The sequence below is a fragment of the Geomicrobium sp. JCM 19038 genome (assembly GCF_000698125.1).
Classification (GTDB): domain Bacteria; phylum Bacillota; class Bacilli; order Bacillales; family Marinococcaceae; genus Geomicrobium_A.
The window spans coordinates 201,353-223,552 of sequence record NZ_BAXA01000002.1; the positions used below are offsets into that span (position 1 = coordinate 201,353).

Annotated in this window: 18 protein-coding genes and 1 pseudogene; 12 read left to right on the plus strand and 7 right to left on the minus strand. The window is 40.6% G+C overall.

Translation table 11 applies throughout. From position 1 onward, the window contains the following. Positions 1–17 precede the first annotated feature (17 nt). Genes cas5c through cas7c form a run of 3 tightly spaced genes read left to right on the plus strand, consistent with a single transcriptional unit; the run spans position 18 to position 3,195 of the window. Positions 18–668: a type I-C CRISPR-associated protein Cas5c gene (cas5c, locus tag JCM19038_RS03825; protein ID WP_238554271.1), complete on the plus strand. Its 651-nt coding sequence runs from the start codon at positions 18–20 to the stop codon at positions 666–668. Continuing rightward, on the plus strand, positions 659–2,269 hold the full coding sequence (cas8c, locus tag JCM19038_RS03830) for a type I-C CRISPR-associated protein Cas8c/Csd1 (RefSeq protein ID WP_042414724.1): 1,611 nt from the start codon (positions 659–661) through the stop codon (positions 2,267–2,269). Before cas5c ends, cas8c begins: the two co-directional genes overlap by 10 nt. Then, entirely contained in the window at positions 2,266–3,195 is a 930-nt protein-coding gene (gene cas7c, locus JCM19038_RS03835) for a type I-C CRISPR-associated protein Cas7/Csd2 (protein ID WP_042414727.1), read from the plus strand. Before cas8c ends, cas7c begins: the two co-directional genes overlap by 4 nt. 963 nt (positions 3,196–4,158) lie before the next feature. Here cas7c and JCM19038_RS03840 read toward each other — a convergent pair. After that, on the minus strand, positions 4,159–6,168 hold the full coding sequence (locus tag JCM19038_RS03840) for an acyltransferase family protein (RefSeq protein ID WP_042414730.1): 2,010 nt from the start codon (positions 6,166–6,168) through the stop codon (positions 4,159–4,161). A 145-nt stretch (positions 6,169–6,313) separates the two neighbouring features. Next, positions 6,314–7,537, minus strand: a complete 1,224-nt coding sequence (locus tag JCM19038_RS03845; RefSeq protein ID WP_042414733.1) for a polysaccharide deacetylase family protein — start codon at positions 7,535–7,537, stop codon at positions 6,314–6,316. Between the two features lie 258 nt (positions 7,538–7,795). Between JCM19038_RS03845 and JCM19038_RS03850 the strand changes: the two genes are divergently transcribed. From JCM19038_RS03850 to JCM19038_RS03875, 6 genes are all read left to right on the plus strand, one after another. Next, complete coding sequence (locus JCM19038_RS03850; RefSeq protein ID WP_042414735.1) at positions 7,796–8,842, plus strand: bifunctional glycosyltransferase family 2/GtrA family protein; 1,047 nt, start codon at positions 7,796–7,798, stop codon at positions 8,840–8,842. 8 nt (positions 8,843–8,850) lie between these two features. Beyond that, positions 8,851–9,327 (plus strand): hypothetical protein, encoded by a 477-nt coding sequence (locus JCM19038_RS03855; protein WP_042414739.1) that lies wholly within the window; start codon positions 8,851–8,853, stop codon positions 9,325–9,327. Between the two features lie 291 nt (positions 9,328–9,618). Then, positions 9,619–10,530, plus strand: a complete 912-nt coding sequence (locus tag JCM19038_RS03860) for a hypothetical protein (RefSeq protein ID WP_042414743.1) — start codon at positions 9,619–9,621, stop codon at positions 10,528–10,530. Between the two features lie 297 nt (positions 10,531–10,827). Continuing rightward, on the plus strand, positions 10,828–11,445 hold the full coding sequence (locus JCM19038_RS03865; protein ID WP_042414746.1) for a hypothetical protein: 618 nt from the start codon (positions 10,828–10,830) through the stop codon (positions 11,443–11,445). 51 nt (positions 11,446–11,496) lie between these two features. Continuing rightward, positions 11,497–11,784 (plus strand): hypothetical protein, encoded by a 288-nt coding sequence (locus JCM19038_RS03870; RefSeq protein WP_042414750.1) that lies wholly within the window; start codon positions 11,497–11,499, stop codon positions 11,782–11,784. Between the two features lie 38 nt (positions 11,785–11,822). Further along, positions 11,823–13,289: a CotH kinase family protein gene (locus JCM19038_RS03875; protein WP_255343342.1), complete on the plus strand. Its 1,467-nt coding sequence runs from the start codon at positions 11,823–11,825 to the stop codon at positions 13,287–13,289. Between the two features lie 56 nt (positions 13,290–13,345). On the opposite strand, the gene JCM19038_RS03880 is transcribed toward JCM19038_RS03875, so the two are convergent. From JCM19038_RS03880 to JCM19038_RS03885, 3 genes are all read right to left on the minus strand, one after another. Beyond that, complete coding sequence (locus tag JCM19038_RS03880) at positions 13,346–13,885, minus strand: YusW family protein (protein ID WP_042414756.1); 540 nt, start codon at positions 13,883–13,885, stop codon at positions 13,346–13,348. Between the two features lie 106 nt (positions 13,886–13,991). Continuing rightward, complete coding sequence (locus JCM19038_RS22600; protein WP_193745030.1) at positions 13,992–14,144, minus strand: hypothetical protein; 153 nt, start codon at positions 14,142–14,144, stop codon at positions 13,992–13,994. Further along, positions 14,144–15,085: a hypothetical protein gene (locus JCM19038_RS03885; RefSeq protein WP_042414757.1), complete on the minus strand. Its 942-nt coding sequence runs from the start codon at positions 15,083–15,085 to the stop codon at positions 14,144–14,146. The genes JCM19038_RS22600 and JCM19038_RS03885 overlap by 1 nt, the downstream gene beginning before the upstream one ends. A 329-nt stretch (positions 15,086–15,414) precedes the next feature. On the opposite strand from JCM19038_RS03885, the pseudogene JCM19038_RS23305 reads away from it, so the two are divergent. The 3 genes and pseudogenes from JCM19038_RS23305 to JCM19038_RS03895 all read left to right on the plus strand — a co-directional run. Further along, a pseudogene (locus tag JCM19038_RS23305) lies at positions 15,415–16,625 on the plus strand (AMP-binding protein); the annotation flags it as partial. 189 nt (positions 16,626–16,814) lie between these two features. Then, positions 16,815–17,105, plus strand: a complete 291-nt coding sequence (locus JCM19038_RS23310; protein WP_238554285.1) for a hypothetical protein — start codon at positions 16,815–16,817, stop codon at positions 17,103–17,105. A gap of 93 nt (positions 17,106–17,198) precedes the next feature. Beyond that, positions 17,199–18,554 carry an acyl-CoA carboxylase subunit beta gene (locus tag JCM19038_RS03895; protein ID WP_238554286.1) on the plus strand — a complete coding sequence of 452 codons (1,356 nt, stop codon included), beginning with the start codon at positions 17,199–17,201 and terminating at the stop codon, positions 18,552–18,554. 98 nt (positions 18,555–18,652) lie between these two features. Here JCM19038_RS03895 and JCM19038_RS03900 read toward each other — a convergent pair whose 3' ends face one another. Beyond that, complete coding sequence (locus JCM19038_RS03900) at positions 18,653–20,134, minus strand: methyl-accepting chemotaxis protein (RefSeq protein ID WP_042414758.1); 1,482 nt, start codon at positions 20,132–20,134, stop codon at positions 18,653–18,655. A 205-nt stretch (positions 20,135–20,339) separates the two neighbouring features. Further along, positions 20,340–22,010 carry a methyl-accepting chemotaxis protein gene (locus tag JCM19038_RS03905; RefSeq protein ID WP_042414759.1) on the minus strand — a complete coding sequence of 557 codons (1,671 nt, stop codon included), beginning with the start codon at positions 22,008–22,010 and terminating at the stop codon, positions 20,340–20,342. Positions 22,011–22,200 lie beyond the last annotated feature (190 nt).

Below are 22,200 nucleotides of genomic sequence, written 5' to 3' on the forward strand. Positions count from 1 at the left end.
ATTTGGAGGTGGTTCATGTGGAAACGCTAGCCATGAAAGTCTGGGGAGATCATGCTTTATTCACAAGACCAGAGTCGAAAGCCGAGCGTATGTCTTATCCTTTCATCACACCCGCGGCAGCGAGAGCAATTTTGGAGTGCATCGTGTGGAAACCAGAAATGAAATGGGAAGTAACGAAGATAAAAGTGCTCAACCCGATTAAATTTCTTTCGGTGACCCGTAATGAACGTTCGAACGTGTTGCATCCAGCAAAAGTGAACGAAACGATTGGAGAAGACAAACCGTTACAACGGCATTCGTTGTTTCTAAAAGATGTTGCGTATGTAATCGAGGGTAAAATACACGTTCAACCGAATGTAACCCATGAAACAAATTTCAACTTGCAGAGAAAATATGAAAGTATCTTTTTGCAACGGTTAAATAAAGGACAATGTTTCCGCCGTCCTTACTTTGGCACAAGAGAATGCTCCGTGCAGTTTAGTCCAGTACATGAAAGTGAGGTTGCTCTGCCGCTCACAGCAGATTTTGGAACGATGTTATATGACATTAAATACCCAACGTACGAGAAAGAAAGTGCCATTCCTTACTTTTTTAATGCGAAGTTAATGGACGGCACATTGTCTATACCGAATGCGTTGTATGAAGAGGTACATGCCCCATGTATGTAAATCGGCTCGTGGAATTTGCTGAACAACAGATCGATCAATTTCCACCCCCCTACTATAAAGAAAAAACTATTCAGTGGTTAGCGACTGTTGAAAGTGACGGAAGCGTGTCGTTTCTACGTTTAACTGAGCAAGCTAACTATACTGTTCCTGATTTAGCGCGAAGCGGAAAACATCCGAAACCGCAGTTGCTCGTTGACAACGCCTCGTTTGTGTTTGGTATACCCAATCATTCGAGCAGGCAAGCATCTTACGTAAAGTTGCTTGAAGAATGCTTTCATAAAACGCACAACTTGGACATTGAGCGTGTATGCACTGCTATAAAGGATCAACAATACACGGTCCCTGTTGAAATGGAAGCAAGTGATCTAATTTTGTTCCGTATAGGTACAGATACGTTTCCTCATAAACATCATGACGTGCAAATGTTTTGGGAAGCGCACGTGCGTACTCACAAAGAATCTTTACACCAATCGGTCTGTTTCGTATGTGGCAAGTTCGGTCCAACAGTAAAATCACATTCGTCAACTTTTTCAATTGTCGGAGGTTTGCAGCCTAGACTCATTTCAGCCAATGAACGGGCGTTTTATTCCTACGGATTAGAATCTGCGTACACGTCACCAACATGTTTTGCATGTGAAGAGGCATACGGAAGAGCATTAACGCATTTACTCGGACAACGAAATGGACTCAAAACGAATGACAACGCTTATACGTTTCGGATTGCGGATATTACCTACGTGTTCTGGTCAAAGCAATCTGAAAGCATCACGATTACTGGCTTAATTGATACGCCTGATCCAAAAGCGGTTAAAGAACTGTTATCGTCCCCGTTCTCAGCTAAGAAAAAACAACCGCTCGCAGACTTTTATATACTTGCACTGTCAGCCAATAAAGGTCGATTAGTCGTTCGAGAATATCATGAACAACCTTCCTGGAAGGTTGAAGAACATGTCCAACGTTTTTTCACCTCACAAGCGGTGGACGATCACAACTACTACAGTGTCTATCGCTTAGCAAGTGCTATGTTCCGCGAGCCGCAAAAGGAAATGAAACAAATGAAAGTGGCGATCCAACATTGGATCAATTGGGCAATTTACGGCGAACCGTTACCGACATCGATTGCAGCACGGTTATTAAAGCGAATTCAAGTAACAGGCAATCTTACTGTCGTAATGAGTGCAAGTATAAAAAGTTGGTTGAATAGCCAACAGCAAGAGGAGTGGACCATCACATTGGATCCAAAACGACAAACAGCTGCTTATTTATGCGGAAGACTTTTTGCAACGCTAGAGAAAGTGCAGCAAACCGCAATTGGTGGTAATGACAGCCTAGCATCACGATATTTTTCAAGAACTGCGACAACACCCAAATCGGCCTTCGTTCCGCTAATAATAAATTATCATCATTACAGCAACAAGTTAAGGCAAAACGAACAGACCAAAGGATTGAGCTATTACTATGATCAGATTCTGACATCTGTTACGGAAAACCTAGACGAGTTCCCTGCACATTTAGACATCTATTCACAAGCAGAATTTGCGCTTGGGTATGCTCATCAAAAGAATGATTTTTACAAGAAAAAAGGAGAGAATGCTGGATGACCATTTATACCGATACAACAAAACGCCAAGATTTTATGTACCTATATGACGTTAGCGACGGTAATCCTAACGGCTGCCCTGATGCCAATAACCTACCGAGAATTGATTACGAAACGAATCAAGGGTTGATGACTGACGTAGCCATTAAAAGAAAAATCCGCGATGCTATTGCTCTTACGAACGAAGGTGAAGACGGTTATAACATCTATGTGAGACCAAAAGGCATCCTCACACGAGAACAAGAAAAAGCATTCGAGCATCTCAGCAAAAAAGAAAGCGATCAAACTGCTGAGACGAAAAAGGACGCCAGAGCATACATGTGTGAAAAGTATTACGACGTCCGCATGTTCGGTGCAGTTATGAATACAAAAAAATACAATTGCGGTCAAGTTCGAGGACCGGTCCAATTAACTTTTGCTCGCTCTGTTGATCCTGTGACTCCAATCGATCTAAGCATTACCCGTGTAGCGTTAACGAACGCTACAGACACAAAAAAAGGCTCTGAAGACGATACCGAAGCAAGAAGCGGACAAATGGGAAGGAAAGCATTTATTCCTTATGGTCTTTATGTTTGTTACGGTTACTTCACTCCAGCTTTTGCTGAACAAACCGGTGTATCAAGTCGCGATTTGAAACTCTTCTTTGAAAGCCTCACATCGATGTGGGATTATGATCATTCTGCTTCAAGAGGTCGTATGGCATGCCGAGGGCTATATGTATTCTCTCATGACCATAAATTAGGAAATGCACCATCAGATCAACTTTTCGATCAGATTCAAATTCAACGGACGAGTGCGAGCGGGCAGGCTGCGCCACGCTCTTACAAAGATTACGAGGTAAAGATTAACGAACGCCTACCGGAAGGCGTGACATTAACGAAAGTTGTTGATCGGTTTGAATCGATGCCTTTGTTAGCTGCGAATTAGTTAAGTTTGTAGAGAGTAAATAATAAAGACCGTGCGATGGAAGATCCCTCTTCTATTGCATGGTTTTTTGTGTGAACCGGTGGAATAGTCTATCGGTTTTAGCGTGTTTTTATTTTATGTATGCGTCTGTATAGGATAGGTCTAATTAACTTCCAAAGGGTGATGACAACTTGTAACGATTGTCGTTGCGATTACTAGGAGTAATTTTGAGGTATTAACCCAAGCACCTATAAAAGAAGATACTAAAACTGTACTCAGGTAGAACACCCGCAACTTGAGTCGTGAGATATTTTAACCCATACGCCTATACAAGGCGTAACGTATTCAGCAAATTCACCGTCTTTAAATCCAGTGTATTTCAATCCATACGCCTATACAAGGCGTAACAATGGAGCAACAGAAAAGGACAATTAGTTTTAGCATTTCAATCCATACGCCTATACAAGGCGTAACAGCCAAAATCATATACCGAATAAGACTATATACCTAATTTTAACAATAAATCAACAAGTATTTACTGTTTTTAGTGACATTACGAAGTTAGTAATTACACATTATTACATAATCAACTAAAATTTTGGTGCGAACCTCCCTAGTCATTCATGTTCGCCTAGGGTTCGCACTAGAAATCGTGTTGATCGTTGTTCGGTTTAGCATACTTATAAAATATTTCTAAAATTCGCTGTTTGGAACGAATGATTCGTGAGCCCTCCACGGATGATCTAACCTATCGACTTAACTCTATGGATACTAGTTTATCCAGAAACAGGCGTTGTATATTCAATTCGGAAGATGAAATTAAGGTTGCTGCAATAAGAATAAATGTCAAAGGCGTTCTAATTTTAAAGTGTCGTTAAATCAATCTGAAGATACTGTTGTAGAGTTTCTATCCGCGATAATTAATAGGGGACAGTCCCCCAGCGCTTTAACGCGCCGGGGGACTGTCCCCTTTTTTAATCTATTTTAATCTTCTTTTAGAATAGGCTCAATCTCTGCTCGCAGTGCAGGTCCTAGTGTTCGTGCATAGAGCGTCGAGATATGATTGTTATCTCTAAGTGTAATGACGTTACCGATGATCGGTAGGCATTCTCCGTCTACACAGAAGTGATCCGTTAGATCAACGAGGTGTACGTTTGAAGGAATGTTCTCTTCTCCGATCCAATCCCACGGTTGCTCCTCGGTTAATAAATCATCGCGAGGCGTGGCGCATTCCGATGGATCTGACGCTTGCTCCAAACATTGCGGAACATCGAATTCCATGCGTTGATTGTCTCGTAAGGCAAGGATATCAATTTTCCCTTCATAATTCTCCCACATCTCAACGAATCCTTCTGGCGTTAATTCGATATTCGCATTCGCAGTCGTCACGATTAAGTCGGGTTCGTGATCAATAAGCGGTTGAATGATGTGTTCATTCCAATTTACACAAAGGTCGGTAAGTGCTCCACCATGATTGTCTGTCGTAAAGCGGCAGCCGTCTTTAATATACGTATCAATTTGCATATTCAAGTCTTCAGCAATCTCTTCAAGTGCCGGAAACCAGTGACCAGAATGGGAACCGCCGACTAATGCTACACGGTAATCCGGATCTTCCGTTTCTCCGAATGAGCAACGATGAATGCGGTCGCTATCGAGCCCGGTATAACAATCAGAGTCATCATACATCGATGGCAGCTCTTCACTCGCTTGTAATATCCTCTCCATCGGGTCAATGTCAGGGTTTGGTGTTACCCCGTGAGAAACAACTTGTGCTCCAGGGAAATCGTTAACCGACGCTCCTTCTGAAGAGACAAGGCTTTGTTGGACTTGGGTATGCTGCCACTGCCATCCTCCGTTTGCTACGAACACGGGAATCATGAAGATCGCAAGCATGGCAATGACTTTTCCTTTGTCCTTTCGTGTTTTTACGCTTCGGCTTCGAGTTGGTGACTCGATTAGTTTTCCAGATATTACGGATAGAATAAATGATAGTCCGAGTAATAACAATCCGTCTACGAATGAAACAGTCGCATTGTTCGTGATTGCAAAATACATAATGAGAACCGGCCAATGCCAAAGATAAAAGGCATAGGAAATGCTTCCAAAGTAAACGAATGGCTTCGATCCAAGTAGTTTTTGCACACCGAAGGTTGTACCATTTTCAGCTGCTATTAGAATGAAAATAACACCAGAAATCGGGAGAAGTGCGGCATAACCTGGGAACAGGTCAGAGACAGGTAAGATCATACCGGTTAACGAAATGATCGCTAATCCGAGCCAACCTAAGATTAAACTGAAGATCCGGTTAAGTGATAAGTATGAAAGAGTGAGTGCTAAGATACCGCCAATGCTAAATTCCCATACACGTGCAAACGTATCAAAGTATGCCCAAGGTTGATTGATTGTTGTAATGTAAACTGAGTAGGCAAATGACGCTATAAAGATCGTTATGAGAACATAGAGTAATGTTTTTCTTACAGGTAGTTTTAATAGCTTTTTAGCTAAAAAGTAAGCCAGCAAGATGATAAGTGGCCATGTGATATAGAATTGACCTTGAATCGATAACGCCCAAAAATGTTGAAGTGAACTTGCTTCATTGTTTTGCGCAAGATAGTTTACAGAGTTTGTTGCAAGCTCCCAATTTTGGAAGTAGAGTGCTGAAGCAAAGGTTTCGGAAATTGTCTGTGACCATTGAGATTGAGGCAAAAACATATAAGAAAAGATGATTGTAATCAGCATTACTAGAAAGGCTAAAGGGAATAGTCTTTTCATCAATCCTAATAAATAGGTGCCAAAACCAATGGTACCAGTTCTTTCAAGGCGAGATAACAAGGATGTCGTAATTAAAAAACCAGAGACAATAAAAAAAACATCGACACCACCAGAGACGGTACCAAACCATATATGATAAATAGCTACTAGGAAGGCAGCAACAGCTCGCACACCTTCTAGCTCAGGTCGAAAGCGCTTTTCAGGAAGACGTAGATCTTTCAAATACTTCACCTACTTTATTTAAGTTACCAGATAAATATTATCATATTTAAATAACAAGCAGATTAAATTCATGTGAGGAATTTATTAACCTAATGGGGACAGTCCCTCAGTGCTTTAACGCGCTGAGGGACTGTCCCCAAAAGTGTTATCTATGTTCTGTTAGTACAATATTTGAAAATTCTTCAATACTGAGCTGGTCATGCACGTTTACTCGGTTAAGTTGGTATGGATCGTCGCCAGGGCGAATCGTGCCATTTTGAGTAGTAAATGCATAAGAATAACCAATTTCTTTTAGCATTGTAATTGTCCGCTCATCATATTGTCCAAATGGATATGCAAATGATAGTGGTTCATTGAGTAGTTCAAAGCTATGGTTCAAATCTGCGTATACTTCTTGAATTGGAAGGTGTAGTAAAAATGATGTACGATCATTATGATACAGCCAATGAAGATTATGAGTGTGGCCTCCTACTTCATGTATTGGCTCCATTTCTTCAAGTTCGTGCCAATTTAAATTGTTACGTCCTTCTGTCTCTTTACCATACCTTGGCCGTGCAGAAATAATATGAGAGATTCCTACCTGATCAAGTTCTTTCATAATGGGATAAGCATGCTCACGAATTGTTCTCGATCCATCGTCGAACGTAATTAGCACAGCTGGGTGATCTAATTGGAGTTCTCCCTTTAGGTACGAGACTAAATCGTCACCTGCTATTGTTTGAACATTATTTTCATCTAAGAAACGCATTTGTTCTTTAAAAGACTCAGCATCTAAATAGTCACCTCGCCCTTTAAATTGTTCCTTTGTCGTATCGTCATAGAAGCGGTGATACATTAATACAGGAATCCCATCTACTTGGGCATGAACGCTACGGATGTCTTCGTTTTTTGTTAAGTTATCTAGTGTACGATATAAATCATATAAAGAAATAGGATCATCTACATGAAGAACTACGTTTTCCTCAACTAATGGAACATTATCTAGTAATAATTTATTAAGTACGGCTTTCACACGCGCTGAATAATTGGCATCTGCTTCTTGCACGATAACGTAATCATCATTTTCTTCTGGTAATTCATCAAGAATATAAAAGGCATCGGCAATTCTTGCTAATCTTTCGTATGTAAGTAATTCGTCTTTATCATCGAATTCAAAAACGTATGTATTTAAGTATTCTAACCCCGTCTCTGGAAACAGAAAACGTGATTCCAATACAGTGGCAGCTTCATCTATGGTTATAGTACTAGTTCTTGGAAAGTCATCGTTTTCTTTATCGATAGAAGCATCTTCAGTACATCCTACTAATAATAAGTAAAATAAAAAAAATGAAAATAAAGCTAAATTTTTGGTGTGTAATATGTGCCTCAAAACCAAGCCCCTCCCTCTCACTAGTGCAAAAAACCTATAATAAGTATAGATGAAGAACTACATATTGGAAAGGTTTTGGAAACTAACAATATTATCAATTTACTAGTTTTGAGGAGATAATCACCTGTGGGGCACTATATGTTAAAGAATAACTAGTTAACTAGATATTTAGTCACAAATCATAGTTGCTTTTTACTTGTTGGCATACTATGATTAAAGGCAGGAAATGTCAGAAATTTTTGAAGGAGAATGACGATAATGACCGGTATTTCTGTTGTTATCCCTGCATATGAACCAGATTATAAATTAATTGAAACTGTAAGAAAGATTGCACAATACGCATTTGATGAAATCATCGTTGTGAATGATGGAAGTGATAGTTCAAAGCTATCAATTTTCCGAGAATTAATAACAATAAGAAATTGCACAGTTCTAAACCATAAACAAAACTTAGGGAAAGGTCGGGCTTTAAAAACGGCGTTCTCTTATTTTTTGGGTAAAGGTGAGAATAGTGTAGGTCTTGTAACAGCTGATGCAGATGGTCAACACGACCCTGAAGACGTATACCGTGTGGCGAATTGTTTATCTAATAACCCTAACTCACTTGTTTTAGGTGTCAGAAATTTTTCAGAAGATAATATACCACTTCGTAGTAGGTTTGGTAACCAACTCACTAAAGTCGTATTAAAGGTTGCATCAGGTATTAGTTTAAGAGATACACAAACGGGCTTGCGGGGAATACCAGCAGAGTTTGCTAAGGAACTACTTGAGGTAGAAGGTGAGCGTTATGAGTTTGAGATGCGAATGTTGATTGCTTGTCGAACGCACAACCGCGAAGTCGAACAAGTAACAATTGAAACAATTTACATAGATGAAAATGCGTCCTCTCATTTTAATCCAATAATTGATTCATTAAAAATTTACTATGTGTTCCTTCGTTTTGCATTTGTTTCGATTTCTTCATTTATACTTGATATTGGTTTATTTGCATTGTTTTCTTCCATATTGAAGATGTTTATGCCAGCAAGCTTTATCATTGTAGCTACTGTGATGGCACGGGCAGTTTCTTCTCTATTTAATTATTTGCTAAATCGTCAAGTTGTTTTTCAATCTAAAGGTAAAGTATCGAAAAGCCTACTCAAATATTATTCTTTAGCTGTAATTCAAATGGTGGCTTCTGCTGGGGGAGTGTATATCATTTATCAAGGTGTAGGTGACTATGAGGTCATAATTAAAGTTTTTGTAGATTCAATGCTGTTCTTAATTAGTTTCTTGATCCAAAGGCTATGGGTGTTTAGAAAGTAGGTTTTAGGTTGGTTCTTTTATTATTTTTAGCTGCTCTTTTATCTGTTGTGGGATATGGCTATTCTTTAAATCAGTTTTTAAAGATACCCATAGCGTTGTCTTATGCAGTCGCAATAGCTATGAAGGTATTAGTTTTGTTTATATCTGGAATATTAGATGTACTTCCATTTGTGGTGTACATTCTTTTTGTGTTGGGTTTACTTCTTCTTACTTGTAGTGTCTTACGTTTTCGCGATCTTTCACCATTTTATCATCCAGGTACTCTCTTCATGATGGTCTGTTTATTAGTGCATGTCTTTATTTTGCATGATGCTAAGTTATTATTTTTTGATGACTTCAGCCACTGGGGTTTAATGGTTAAAGAAATGGTGGCGTATGGAGATTTCCTGATGAGGAATCCACTATTGCTTATCGGAATTACCCTCCGGCAATGGCACTTTTTATATTTTCTATTGTTACAATTACAGGTTTTTCAGAAGCAATGATGCTAATTGCTCAGAGTATAGCAGTCGCTGTTTTACTTTCTACACTATTCGTAGGCTCCAAGTGGAAAAAGCCAGGATCAGTTTTTTTGCCATTGATTGGTGCTAGTGCATTGCCGTTAATTTTTCCCGTCAGTGGTACGTCTTTAATTGTGGATAGTTTACTTGGCTATGCTGCAGTTGCGAGTATAATAGCAATCTATACGTTTCGTTCTTCCTTAAAAATGCAGTTCTTAACTTCTGTGCCGTTACTGAGCTTACTAGTGTTAGTTAAAGACAGTGGAAAGCTCTTCTTTGCTTTTATTATTTCTGTTTGCTGGTTTACTGTTTTTCCGCTATGCAAAGGATCAATCATTTTCAAGTAGAATAGCAATTTTCATTAGCATAGTAGTTATACCTATTATTTTTGATCGTCTTTGGTCGTGGCAGCAAAATCAAATGTATGATTCTGCGTATGAGGACAATCGATTTGCTATTACTACTGGGATATTTCAGCATGATCGAACAGAGAATTATGTTGAAAGGTTATTGCCAGATTTAATGGCATTATCATTTAATTTTTCTTCACCTGCATTTCTTGGCTTTCTAGGGATTTTATTGTCTTTGAGTATTGGGATTTTATTAATGCGTTCAAGTCTTTTAAAACGAATATTAATATATATTGTTTTCCTGTATTTTATCTATATCGCTTTTTTATATATCTTGTATTTATTCATTATGCCAGATGCTACAGTCGGAAATTTAGTAGCGTTTAATCGTTATCAAGGGTCAATTCTCATTTTCCTTTGCGGGATCGGTGTCTTTTTCCTCAAAGAAGCCTTGTTAAAACAAAAAAGTAACACATCAAATGCTAAGTTAAGGTGGACGACTTTTAGCGTGCTGTTATTCTTTGTTCCTATTAGTACTCAGGTTAATGAGTTTAATATAGACCCTAACTATGATCAAAGTAATCGAGTGCCAGTCGTAAATCAATTTAAAGAACTGAGAGCAGTGACAGATCTAAATCACTCTGATCATATTATTATTGTGGATGTTGATGAGGAAAGCAGTCCTATTTTTTTAAGGTACTTAGTTATGTTTGAGCGATTAAGCCGAGCGCAAACTCAAGTTCAGCATTGTGATAATGCTAATGAATTTGTGGAGATTTTAAACAGTGGTGAATACTTGATGCTGTACAATTATGATGAGGGATTTAGCGATTGCTAGAAGATCATGCAGATGTAAAGCCCGAAAGTGGTAGAAACTATCGATTGGAAAACGGTACCATTGTTGAAGACCTATCTGGGGACAGACCCCCAGTGCGGTGAAGTGTTAAAAAGTGAGGGGTATTTTTAGGTTAAAGCGGTCTAAACCAAATATTATGAGATGCAAATGTCTTTTGCCCACAACAAAAATCGCTTATAAAAAGTGACTTTTTCTTTCATACAAACTTATGATAGGATCAAAGAAGTTGTAACATGTTACATCGTCATGACGTCTGTATGACAGGGAGGGGCAGAGTGAATGCTAAAATGGTTTATATTTGCTGTTTTATCAACTATTATGATTATTTCAGCTGCCTGTACACCTGATGAAAATGAAGAAACATTTACATTAGACGACATAGAAGCAAGTGTAGAAAAAGAGAAAAATTCAGATTTGAATGAAGAAGAGATTATTGAAGTTAATGAAAATATCACCATCGCCTCTGAAATAGAAGAAAAGGTTGATGTGGTGACTGAAGGTTACGTTTCTCAGGAAAGGTATTTTGAGCGGTTTAGAGATGATCAGTCAGATCAATTTGCTGAATTTGATGAGGATGAGCGTTTTCTTGCTGATGAGGTAGGACAAGTCGAAGTTATGGAAGAAGACGGAGTAGAGCACATATATCATAGTTATCAAATGGATGTTGTACGCGATGGCAAAGTATTTATCCACTTGATGACTCATGAGTATGTCGAAAGAGAAGACAGCTTTGAGTTGATTGATACTACAATTAATATAGAGATTCATAGCATCGATAGTGGGGAACAACTTGAACTCATAGATGCAGATACAGGTGAAATTATAGACGAGGCGAATTTCACTGACGATCAGGTGAACAAAGAATACAGAGGAATACAGAGCGGCGAACGACATTAACTTTTGGGGACTGTCCCCACGGATGAGTATAACTAAGGGGGAAAATAACTCATGAAGAAAATTCACGGTGTTTCCATAGCTTTCACATTTCCACTGCTGTTGATAGCTTGTGATGGAGGAAATTTAGAAGCAGAAGAGGTTTATGAAGGAGATGAAGAGGTTGTAGAAGGAGATGATCAGGAAGAAGAAGCTCCATTTACACCGAGGACAGAAATAGAACAACTCGCTTATGAATCGGATATTGATACGCTTTACTTATATATGAGAGATGAAGATTTAGAGGAACTCTACGAACGCGATGTTGATTCCGATGATCGTCTCACTGGCATATTCGTATAAACTCGCCGGAAGCAGAAATTAAGCACCTAGATGGAGGTCTGCGTTTCCGAGGCAATTCAACGCGACGTATGGACAAAAAATCATTTAACGTGCGTTTTGAAGACCCACAAGCCATTACGTTTGGAAGTAATCGAATGAATCTCAATGCCAATTATAGTGATTCATCGATGATGCGAGATCAGTTATCGTTTGAAATGTTTCGTGATGCCGATGTAATGGCACCTAGAACGGAGTACTTTAATCTTTTTATGAATGATTCATATGAGGGGTTATACGCGCATGTAGAACGTGTAGACTCTGATTTGTTAAAAGCAAATGGTCGTAACGGTGACGGAACTCTAGTGCGAGATCGTATACGAGATGTAGAGGACATTGATATAAATTCAACGTTTTCTTATGATCTAAGCACTGTTGAAGACGAGGAAGCATTCTTTGAAGAGGTTTTTGATTATCGTGGCGACCCAGAATGGCAAGCATTAGCAGAGCTCATTACGTGGGTGTATGAAACACCAGCAGGTGATGAGTTTGCGCAAAGATTCTACGAAGAGATGGACGCAGAACGAGTGATTAATTTCTTGGCTGTACATTTTCTCGTAGGTGATATCGATGCGTTTGGGGATGACTACTGGTGGTATCTTGATCATGAAGATCCTGATGCAAAATGGGAATTCATCCCGTGGGATAAAGACTTAACATTCGGCTCTCACAGTCGTACAGATTATGGAACGATGAACGATTTTATGCGTTATGATTACGGGCTGTCTTCAGGTTGGGATAACGCTCTTTTCGAGAAGATGCTCGAGACACCAGAAATTAAATCGCATATTGATCAGAACTTAGAGCAATTAATGGAAACGTTCAATGAGGACGAGTTAAATTCAAGAATTGATCGCTATTATGAGCGTATACAGCCATTTGTACCCATTAGCTCGGACACAGAAGGTGCATTTAACATTCATCCTCAAAACCACTTCTCAGAGCTTAGCGATTTCGATGCTCAAGTGGATGTCGTAAGGGAGTATATTCCACTTCGTTATCAGGCGATCAATACGCGGATTGGAAATTATAAAGAGCAAGAAAGAGATCAAGTCATACACATGATTGATGAGAGTAACGTAGGAGAGGACGTATACTTTACGAATTCTCGAGGTGATGTGTTTGCCGTCTTTACACCGTCGACGGTTGACCAAGCGGGTGAAGTTACTTTAAGGTTAGATGAATTAGCAGAAGGTGATGTCGTCGATGGGGTTCAGCGAACGTATGCGTTTGACTCAGGTGAAGCGGATGTGAATGGACAACTTACGTTATACTACATTAGTACGAACGACGTTACCAACTGGTACAAAGACGAAGAACCAATTGGCGACCAATGGGGATTGTCGATTGCTGAGCGTGTTGGCGCAGAATTAAACGTTATGGAAACGGATGTGAATCCATACACGAACCGTGCAACGTCAGAAGATGTGCCACTCAATGGTACTCACGAATTTGTAATCACACAATAATAATAAGGGGACAGTCCCCCAGCGCTTTAACGCGCCGGGGGACTGTCCCCTGAAATTTACATCGTGTGGTCCACGTTGTACATGTTGCCGTTCTCAAATTCAATCGATAGCTCGACTTTATAGACATCGTCTTCGCTTACATCTAGAGCTTGTAATACTTCAGTGACCATCTCTTCTTCATCAGCATCACCGTGAAGTTCGATGTCTTGTAATAGTTGTTCAATCTCCGTAATCGCTTCATCATTTTGAATGGTTTCGTTATCACGTTCGATTGACGCTGTAACTTCACCGTCTTCATCTTCGTAGTCGTATTCCCAGTCGTCGCCTTCGATGAACTCAATATCAAGCTCAAAGTCGACAACCCCACGATCATACGCAGATCCTTCCTCGTCCATGGCATTGCCACCATCGCCGTCTTCAGGCGTGTCGGTATCCTCCATGTCATCACCAAGATCTAAATCATCCTGACCATCTTCTTCGATGTCGCCAGCAGGGTCATTGTCCATATCCATGTTCTCATTCGGATCGTCATTCGCGTTTCCGCAACCTGTCAGTACGAGCGTAGCAATAAGACCAGATAATAAAAATTTCTTCAAGTACGTAAACCTCCTATATCGGTTAAGATACATATAGCCTTTCACAACGGAAAAAAAGTATACGAAAAAAATAACCGACCAAAAGGACGGTTACTAAAATATAGATTTAATTGTTGATACCGATGGAAAACTGCTTGAGTCGTAGTTCGTTTGCCATTCTCATATACGATAGCGCAAGTTCAAATTGTTGATCTATCTCTAGTGCTGCTGCAACCTCTTCATAAGCTTCTGTCGCTTCGAAATACAGTTCTTGATTCACTAATTCGTCAAGCCCCTGATCAACGAGTAAAAGGTCAATCGAAGAAACGTAAAGCCTCGTGTGATCCGGTTCCCTGCAGTAAACTCAACAAGGTTATAGGTTTTCATATCATCTTCGGCCTCTTCTAGTAGTGCAACGCCTGAGCAATCGCCTAAGCGTAATAAAACATTCGCTAAGTTTGCTTTTGTTTTGGAGCCGACCAAGGTGTCATACTGGTCACCCGTATGAAGCGCCTCATCGTAATAATCTCTCGCATCTTGAAGCATCCCGTTTCGCTCTTTATGCAACCCATACGCCCGTAAGTGTATCGAACGATTGAACGGCTTTTGATTTGGTTGTTCTAAACAATCAAGAAAAAACTCTTCTGCTTGATGATATAAGCGAAGTTCCGAGTAGATCGAAGCTTGTAAGCTCGTGCATGCAATGACCCGTTCATCATGTCGTGAACTAAGCTCGAAGATTTCTTTTGCTAAATCGAGGTATAGTGAAGCGTGCATATATTGATTAATTCTGTAGAAACCTTCACCGAGCAAGAAGAAAAATTCAGCTCTTTCTAGTTCACTCACTGAATGAATCGATCGCTCTGCTTTTTGATAATGACCCAATGATTGTAAATAGTTCTCGCGCTGAAACGCCATTCGACCTTCCATCAAGTGATACAAGTAATTAAGCACTTGATCAGTCTCTACAATGGATTCATCGACGTGTGCTTGATTCTCAGGAAGCGGATCTCTAAGAATCTCATTTGTAAAAATTTTATGACGAAATTCGACGAGTTGATGATACGTCTGAATCTTTTTGTCTGTTACAGCTGATCGTAAGAGCTGTTCTGTTAGCGCCTTCTGCATTTGGGCTTTCTTAGCATCATAAGAAACGATAGCATTATACCAATTCCCAATAGCACCGATGAGTAAATCTGGAGACGCAGTTGTTTTGCCCATGAGCCCCTCCTTCTAGCGATCTCACCCCGATTATGGCAAGCATAACAGTTGCAATTCTTTATTGCTATGCGAAAAAAAAGATAGAAAGATAAAAGGCAATATCTTGACAAGATATGCTAATTTTTGTTGAACGAAATTGAATGAATTTGACATTATTTTACCAAAAGTACGGTTGAATATCGTACACCCCGATTGATTCAAAAATGAACAGCGAAAATTTAAAAATGAATTATAAAGTCACTTCAACCAAATAAGTAAGCGCTTACAATTGGTATGTATTTTGCAGTAACACTCTTTAAACCAATTAGCAGCATAAAGGAGTGGTATGAGTGGATGAGCAGCATTATCTAGATGATTTGCGTAAGCGTCGGGAAGTAAATTGGCCAAAACATTTGCCAAAGGAAGCGTATTATCCGTTTGGTAAAAAACTTTTAAGCGATTATCTTGAAGAACACGCACACAGAACGCCGAACAAAGCATCGACGATTTTTTACGGTCGCGAACTGACTTTTGCAGAACTTAATGAAAAGAGTAGTCGATTCGCAACCTATTTATCAGGAATTGGCATTAAGAAGGGTGATCGGATAGCAGTATATATGCCGAATTGTCCGCAATTCATCATTGCCTTTTATGCGATTTTAAAAATCGGTGCGATTCACGTTCCGGTAAATCCAATGTTTAAAGAAAAAGAACTGCAATACGAACTGACAGACTGTGACGCTCAAGTCATCGTGACGTTAGATCAATTCCTTACACTCATTAATCAAGTGAAAGATCGTACGACCCTACACACCATCATTGCGACATCTTTGTCCGACTACCTCCCTGAAAACCCAACATTACCAATACCCGACGGAATGACTCAAAAAGTACAACATACTGAAATTGATTTCGAACAAGCCATCGCTTCAAGTTCTTCCACTTATCCACATGTGGATCGATCGTTAGACGACATCGCTGCATTGAATTACACAGGGGGGACGACAGGCTTGCCGAAAGGGTGCATGCACACACAAGGGGATATGTGTATACAGCCGCCACGTCAACGACCTTTGGCTTAAGTCATAAAGGGGATCAAGTGACGCTGAACTACTTGCCAATCTTCTGGATAGCTGGGGAAGATGCGGGCGTGATCAATCCGATATTCACAGGTCATACACAGGTGTTGATGACTCGCTGGGATACGGAGACGTTTATTCAAGCTGTGGAAAAATACAGGGTCACTTCGACATCAGCAATCACAGACAATCTCGTTGCGGTCATGAATGAAGCAGAAGGTCGCGACTTATCCTCATTCGAGACAACACTTGGTGTTTCTTTCGTGAAAAAAATCAATGTTGAGTACCGTAAACGCTGGTATGAACTGACAGGTACAATTCTAAAAGAAGCTTCGTACGGCATGACAGAAACGCATACGATGGATTCATTTACAGACGGTCAACAAGAGCAAGACACTGATTTGGATCGCCCAGGATTCGTCGGATTTCCGATGCCTGGTACTGAAATTAAAATTCTCGACTTCGATACTGGAGCATTGCTTCCAATTGGTACAGAAGGAGAAATCGCGATTCGAACCCCATCGCTTATGAAAGGATATTGGAACAATGAAGAGAAAGCTGAACAAGATCTCGTCGATGGCTGGTTAAAAACGGGTGACATCGGCTTAATGAATGAGAAAGGTCAGTTTTATTTTCTAGGACGGAAGAAAGAGATGTTAAAAGTGAACGGGATGAGTGTGTTTCCGGCTGAAATTGAAGTGATCGTCACCAATCATCCAGCCGTTGCAGTCTGTGGTGTCATTGGGATTGAAGATGAGCAAAAGGGAGAGCTACCAGTAGCCGCAGTGGTGTTAGAAAAAGAAACGACCGTTCAAGAACTGGAAGCATATTGCAAAGAGAACATTGCATCGTACAAACGACCGAGAATTGTCATTATGAAGAGTGTCCCAATGACAGCCACTGGCAAAGTAAAAAAGCCTGAGCTAAAAGAGGAGATCGAGCATGGAAACTTACTTGCATGAGTTGGAAGAGCGAAAAGAGCGCGCACGTCAAATGGTGGAGAGAAAAAGGTCGCAGCTCATAAAGAAAAGGGATTTTATACGGCAAGAGAACGGATTGCCAAGCTCGTCGATGCGGACTCATTTCTTGAACTTGGCCTACTCAATACATCCGATCAACAAGGTGCAGCGACAAAAAGCCCAACGGACGGACTGATCGGAGGTGTCGCCAAAATTGAAGGGCGACCCGTCGTCATTAAAGCGTTTGATAAAACGGTGTTTGCAGCAACTGAAGGAGCCGTCTTTATGCGGAAATCGAAGAAGCTCCATGAATACGCCGTCAAACGCGGGTTTCCTTTGATTACTCTCGCTGAAGGTGGCGGACTGCGAATGCCAGATGGGATGGGATCTGACAACATTAGTCGCTTTATGATGCCCTATCAATTGTTGCATCATGATCGCAAAGTACCGTTAATAACAGGGATTTTTGGTGATAGTTACGGCGGTCCGACGTGGTTTGCGGTGAGCTCGGATTTCGTAAGCCAAGTAAAAGGAACGTGCATGGCTGTGGCAGGTCCAAGAATGCTTGAAGTGGCTACGGGGGAACAGATTACACCAGAACAACTCGGTGGATGGGAGATGCATGCAACTGAAACAGGGCAAATTGATCATGCTGCAGAAGACGAAGATGACTGCATCCGAGCAATCAAGGAGTATTTGTCCTACGTCCCAAGTCATTCAGGTGAACAACCAGCAGTGGTACCATCAAATGACGATGCGGACCGATTGCTACATGAAGCAACAGAGCTTGTTCCTACGCGTATGAAACGGGCATATGATATGAAGAAACTTATTGCATTAATTGTTGATGATCATCATTTCTATGAGCTCAAAGAAGAGTTTGGTAAAGCGCTTATTACCGGTTTTGCGAGATTGAACGGTCGAACAGTAGGAATTATCGCAAACCAACCGATGTTTTTTGCGGGGGCAGCGGGAGCGCAAGAATGTGAAAAAGCGACAGACTTTATCGTACAATGTGATTCATTTCATATTCCGTTAATATTCCTACATGATATCCCTGGCTTTCGCGTATCAAGCGGGGCAGAACGCTCGAGAATTCCTTCAAAGATTATTCTCTGGAATCAAGCACTCGTACATTCAACAGTACCAAAACTGAGTGTTGTGATCCGCAAAAGCATCGGAGCTGCATATAGCAACATGTGTGGTCCAGATATGGGTGGGGACTTTGTTGTCGCCTGGCCAACTGCAGATATTAACTTTACTGGTCCAGAAGTTGGTATAAATGTTGTGTATGGTCGAGAACTTGAAGACGCCGAAGATCCAAAAGCAGCACGGCAAGAGTTGCTTGATACGTGGGCATTTGAGAGTTCACCCTATAAAGCTGCATCAAAGCATTTGATCGATGATATTATCGACTCGCGATACACGGGCGTTTCTCTGTCAGACTCTTGAATACGCTTGTCTTAATAACGGTTCCATTAGTGAGCGAAAGTTAGCGAATTGGCCAACAGGGTATTAGTAATTAACGATTAAAGGTGGCACGTCCACCTTTAATCAATCCCATTGTTCAACGTTTGAATGTTCGTTCTAAGTGATTGTACGGTATTAACGAGTTGCTGAATCGATTGGGTGCTCTCTAAGTTTTGTTGGTGTTGAGCGGTAGCAGCGGTAATCATAGCTTCGATTCGTTTTAGAAGTTCTTCGTATGTATGGACGTGATTTGAAAGCATCTTCGTCACATCATCGTATTTGACTTGCATTCCTTTCATCGACTGTTCTCCATCGGTAATTCGTTCTTCTAACCGTTTTGTTTCTTCGAACATGGTTGTTAGGTGTGTTTCTGTGTTGACGAGAGCGTCTGTTTTTACTTGTAACGTTTGTTCTTGTTCTTTTAACAATGTCGACGTACGAGTAGCTACGTGTTCGATGGACTGAGCCGATTTAGCAATGATAGATCCTGTATGTTGTGATGTGACAGCGAGCTTTCGAATTTCTTCTGCAATCACAGCGAAGTGCTTCCCTGCATGAGTGTGAGCCGCCTCGATTCCCGTATTGATCGATAGAATATGTGATTGTCGCGCGGTCTTTTCCACATCTTCCACGTCTTTTGCAATTTGTTGGCTGATCGTCTGGAGTTGTTCGATTCTGTTCACGATCTCTTCAGGCTGTGAGTCAATCCCTTCCATTCTCTTCGTAGCGTTTGAAATATCTTGTATCGTTTTTTCAGTCGTTTCTCTAGAATGACTCGTACGAGAACGTAGCCCAACAAATGCAGCGACAACATCATCAATTTCAGTTTGCAATCGCATTAAATCAGATTGGTCGTTTTCGGCTGCGTGCACGTGTTGTTCGACTTGTTGAACGAGTTCACCTTGGCGTTTATGAATGTGCTCATGAGCTTGTTCACCCGTTTGCGCTTGTGAAAATACTTGATCCGACAACTGAGTGACTTGGTTTGAGCTTTGATTGATGTCTTCAAGTAATTGTTGCAAGATCAATTGTTTTGCTGCACGCTCTTCTTCAATGATTCGATTCATCTTTTTGCTTGATTGAATTTGGAAGTAGAGTGCGGTTGTTAGTAAAACGACAAAGAACAAATGCATGAGCACCATGATAAACGAGTAATTAGAATTACCGTAAACGGCTAAAGGGAATAAAAAGAAACCAGCAATATGTTGGAAGGCAAAAAGGGAAACAGAGACGAGTAGAAACCGCGTCTGATCATAAAACGCTACAATTGCAAGCATAACAAACACGGAGAAGTGATATTCAACCATCCCATTGCCACTTGCAATCATTGAAATGCTCGTAAACGTTAGCGTTAATGTTTGTAACCAAGCATTTCTGGTTGGCTCACGAACGAGCAAGGCTGCGACAAAGAGAGCGATTACAATTGCATACAAAAAAGGAACAAGAGGGCTTCCCTGACTTTCTATGGTAACGTGATGATGATGGTGTTGCGACCATGCTGAAACATCGAATAGAAATAAGAAGGTGGCAAGCATAACACTTACGGTAGTGATCCAAATCATTGTTCAGTTCTTTTGGTGCACGGTTATAACCTCCTTTCTTGTTTAGTATCCAAAGGAATACTTACTAAAGAACTATAAATATAACCGTACATGAATTAGTGAATGAATAATATTAATACTATTTATTTTGACTGCAATTGATCTATAAGTCATTAGTTTATGGTAAGGAACTTCTAAAAAACTGCAACAGCGGTTTCAGTTAGGGCTACATCCGAAAGCGAGCTAAGCTCGTTTGCATTGCTTGTGCCGATTGTGTTAATACATCACTCGATGATGACACTTCATCTGTTGCTGCATGTTGTTCTTGTGCAACTGCTGCGACTTGTGTGGCATAGTCAGCGATGGATTGTGCGGCAGTTAGAGACTTCTGTGCAACTTGTTCAAGTGCAGTCACATGAGCGACATTCTCTTGTTGCTCGTTTTCGATCTTCGTTACATCAGTGGCAAGCGATTGGATATGAACGAGTAACGATTGAAATTGTTCTTTTGCTAGTTCGACTTGCTGTTGACTATCTGAAATTGCAACAGTTCCTGCTTGCACCGCTTGTTTTGATAAAGTCATTTCTGCTTGAATTTTGTAGATGGTCTCTCGAATCTCGGATGCAGCTTTCCCGGAACTTGTGGCCAACTTGTTGACTTCTTCAGCAACAACGGCAAAGCTTCTTCCTTGATGGCCAGCGCGAGCTGCTTCAATCGTTGCATTTAACGCAAGAAGGTGGGTTTGCTCGGCAATTTCTGAAATGACCGATACAATCTGTTCGATCGTTTCCGAATAACTGTTTAGATTATTGATCATCGTAGCCGTCGTTTCGTTACGGTCATGAAGGATGTGCATTTGTTTTGTTGCATTGATCATCGTTGTTGAACCCTCTTCCGCGGCTGTTTGAACGTTTTGTGTTAGTGACTCGATTGATTGCAGGCGACGTAACGTTTCTTTAATCGTTTGATTCATCTGAGAAGCGTTGATGAGCGTGTGATTTGCGTGTTGCTTCTGCTCATCACTGTATTCTGCCATCGAAGAAATCGATTCGGCGCTATGAGACGCACTTGTACTAAGTTCTTCTGAACTAGCATGCAGCTCTTCAGCAGATGCTGCCACTGACTCAGATGATTCTTGAATATGAGAAAATAACTCCGCTAACTTTTTCTTCATAGTATTGTAATGTCTGGAAAGCTGTCCAAGCTCGTCTGCTGAAGAATCATCAAGAACATTGGTGAAGTCTCCTTCACCAGCTGTTTCTAATGCATATGTGACGGCGCGGAATCGACGCTGAATTACCCGGTTAATAAATAAGAATATTATGAAAACAATTATGGTGAAAAAGACGAACGAGACAACGAATAGCAATATGTTTTGGATTGTGGCAAATTGAATATGTTCTGTGGATTGACCGACTGCCCACATCCCAATCATTTCAGAATTGGCATCATAAAGAGGGGAGTAAAGCAATTGGTACGACTCACCATTGATGTCGTGGTCAGCTAGGTAAGTTTCTTCTGTTTGCATAAGCGTGTTGAACGCGCGATTGTCAGCTGTAAAAGACGCTGGGGTGGAGGAAGCAACCGTTTGATCTTGCGTAAATAGAAACGCTTCACCTTCGGTAAGAGACGTTACGTGTTCAACGAACTCGTCTCCAACAGCGCGGTTTCCTTTAACTAGTTGTTCGCCATCAAGTGACCAAGGTCCTCGGAATTGATAATCGATGACTTCAAAGCCAAGTTCAAGTTCAGATGACAATTTGTCGTGTACGCTGGACTGCAAATGATTTACGGTTTGCCAGCCAGTTGCGACGGTAACGGCAATAACAAAGAAAAGCATGATTGCTGTGAATACCTTCATATAAGTACTCGTAATGCTCTTAGACCTCCAACGCATCGTAAGCAACCCCTGTCTACATGTAGTTATCTTTACTATCGGAGGGATTCGTCATGCCCTACAGTAAAAAAACATCGTTCGACAAAAATGGCTACAATTCGTAGGTGTAAAGTTCTATTTGGATTCTTTTAGCAATCTATTAGCATTCACTAGAAACTACTCGTAATTGCTCATAGCATTTCACTGGTAA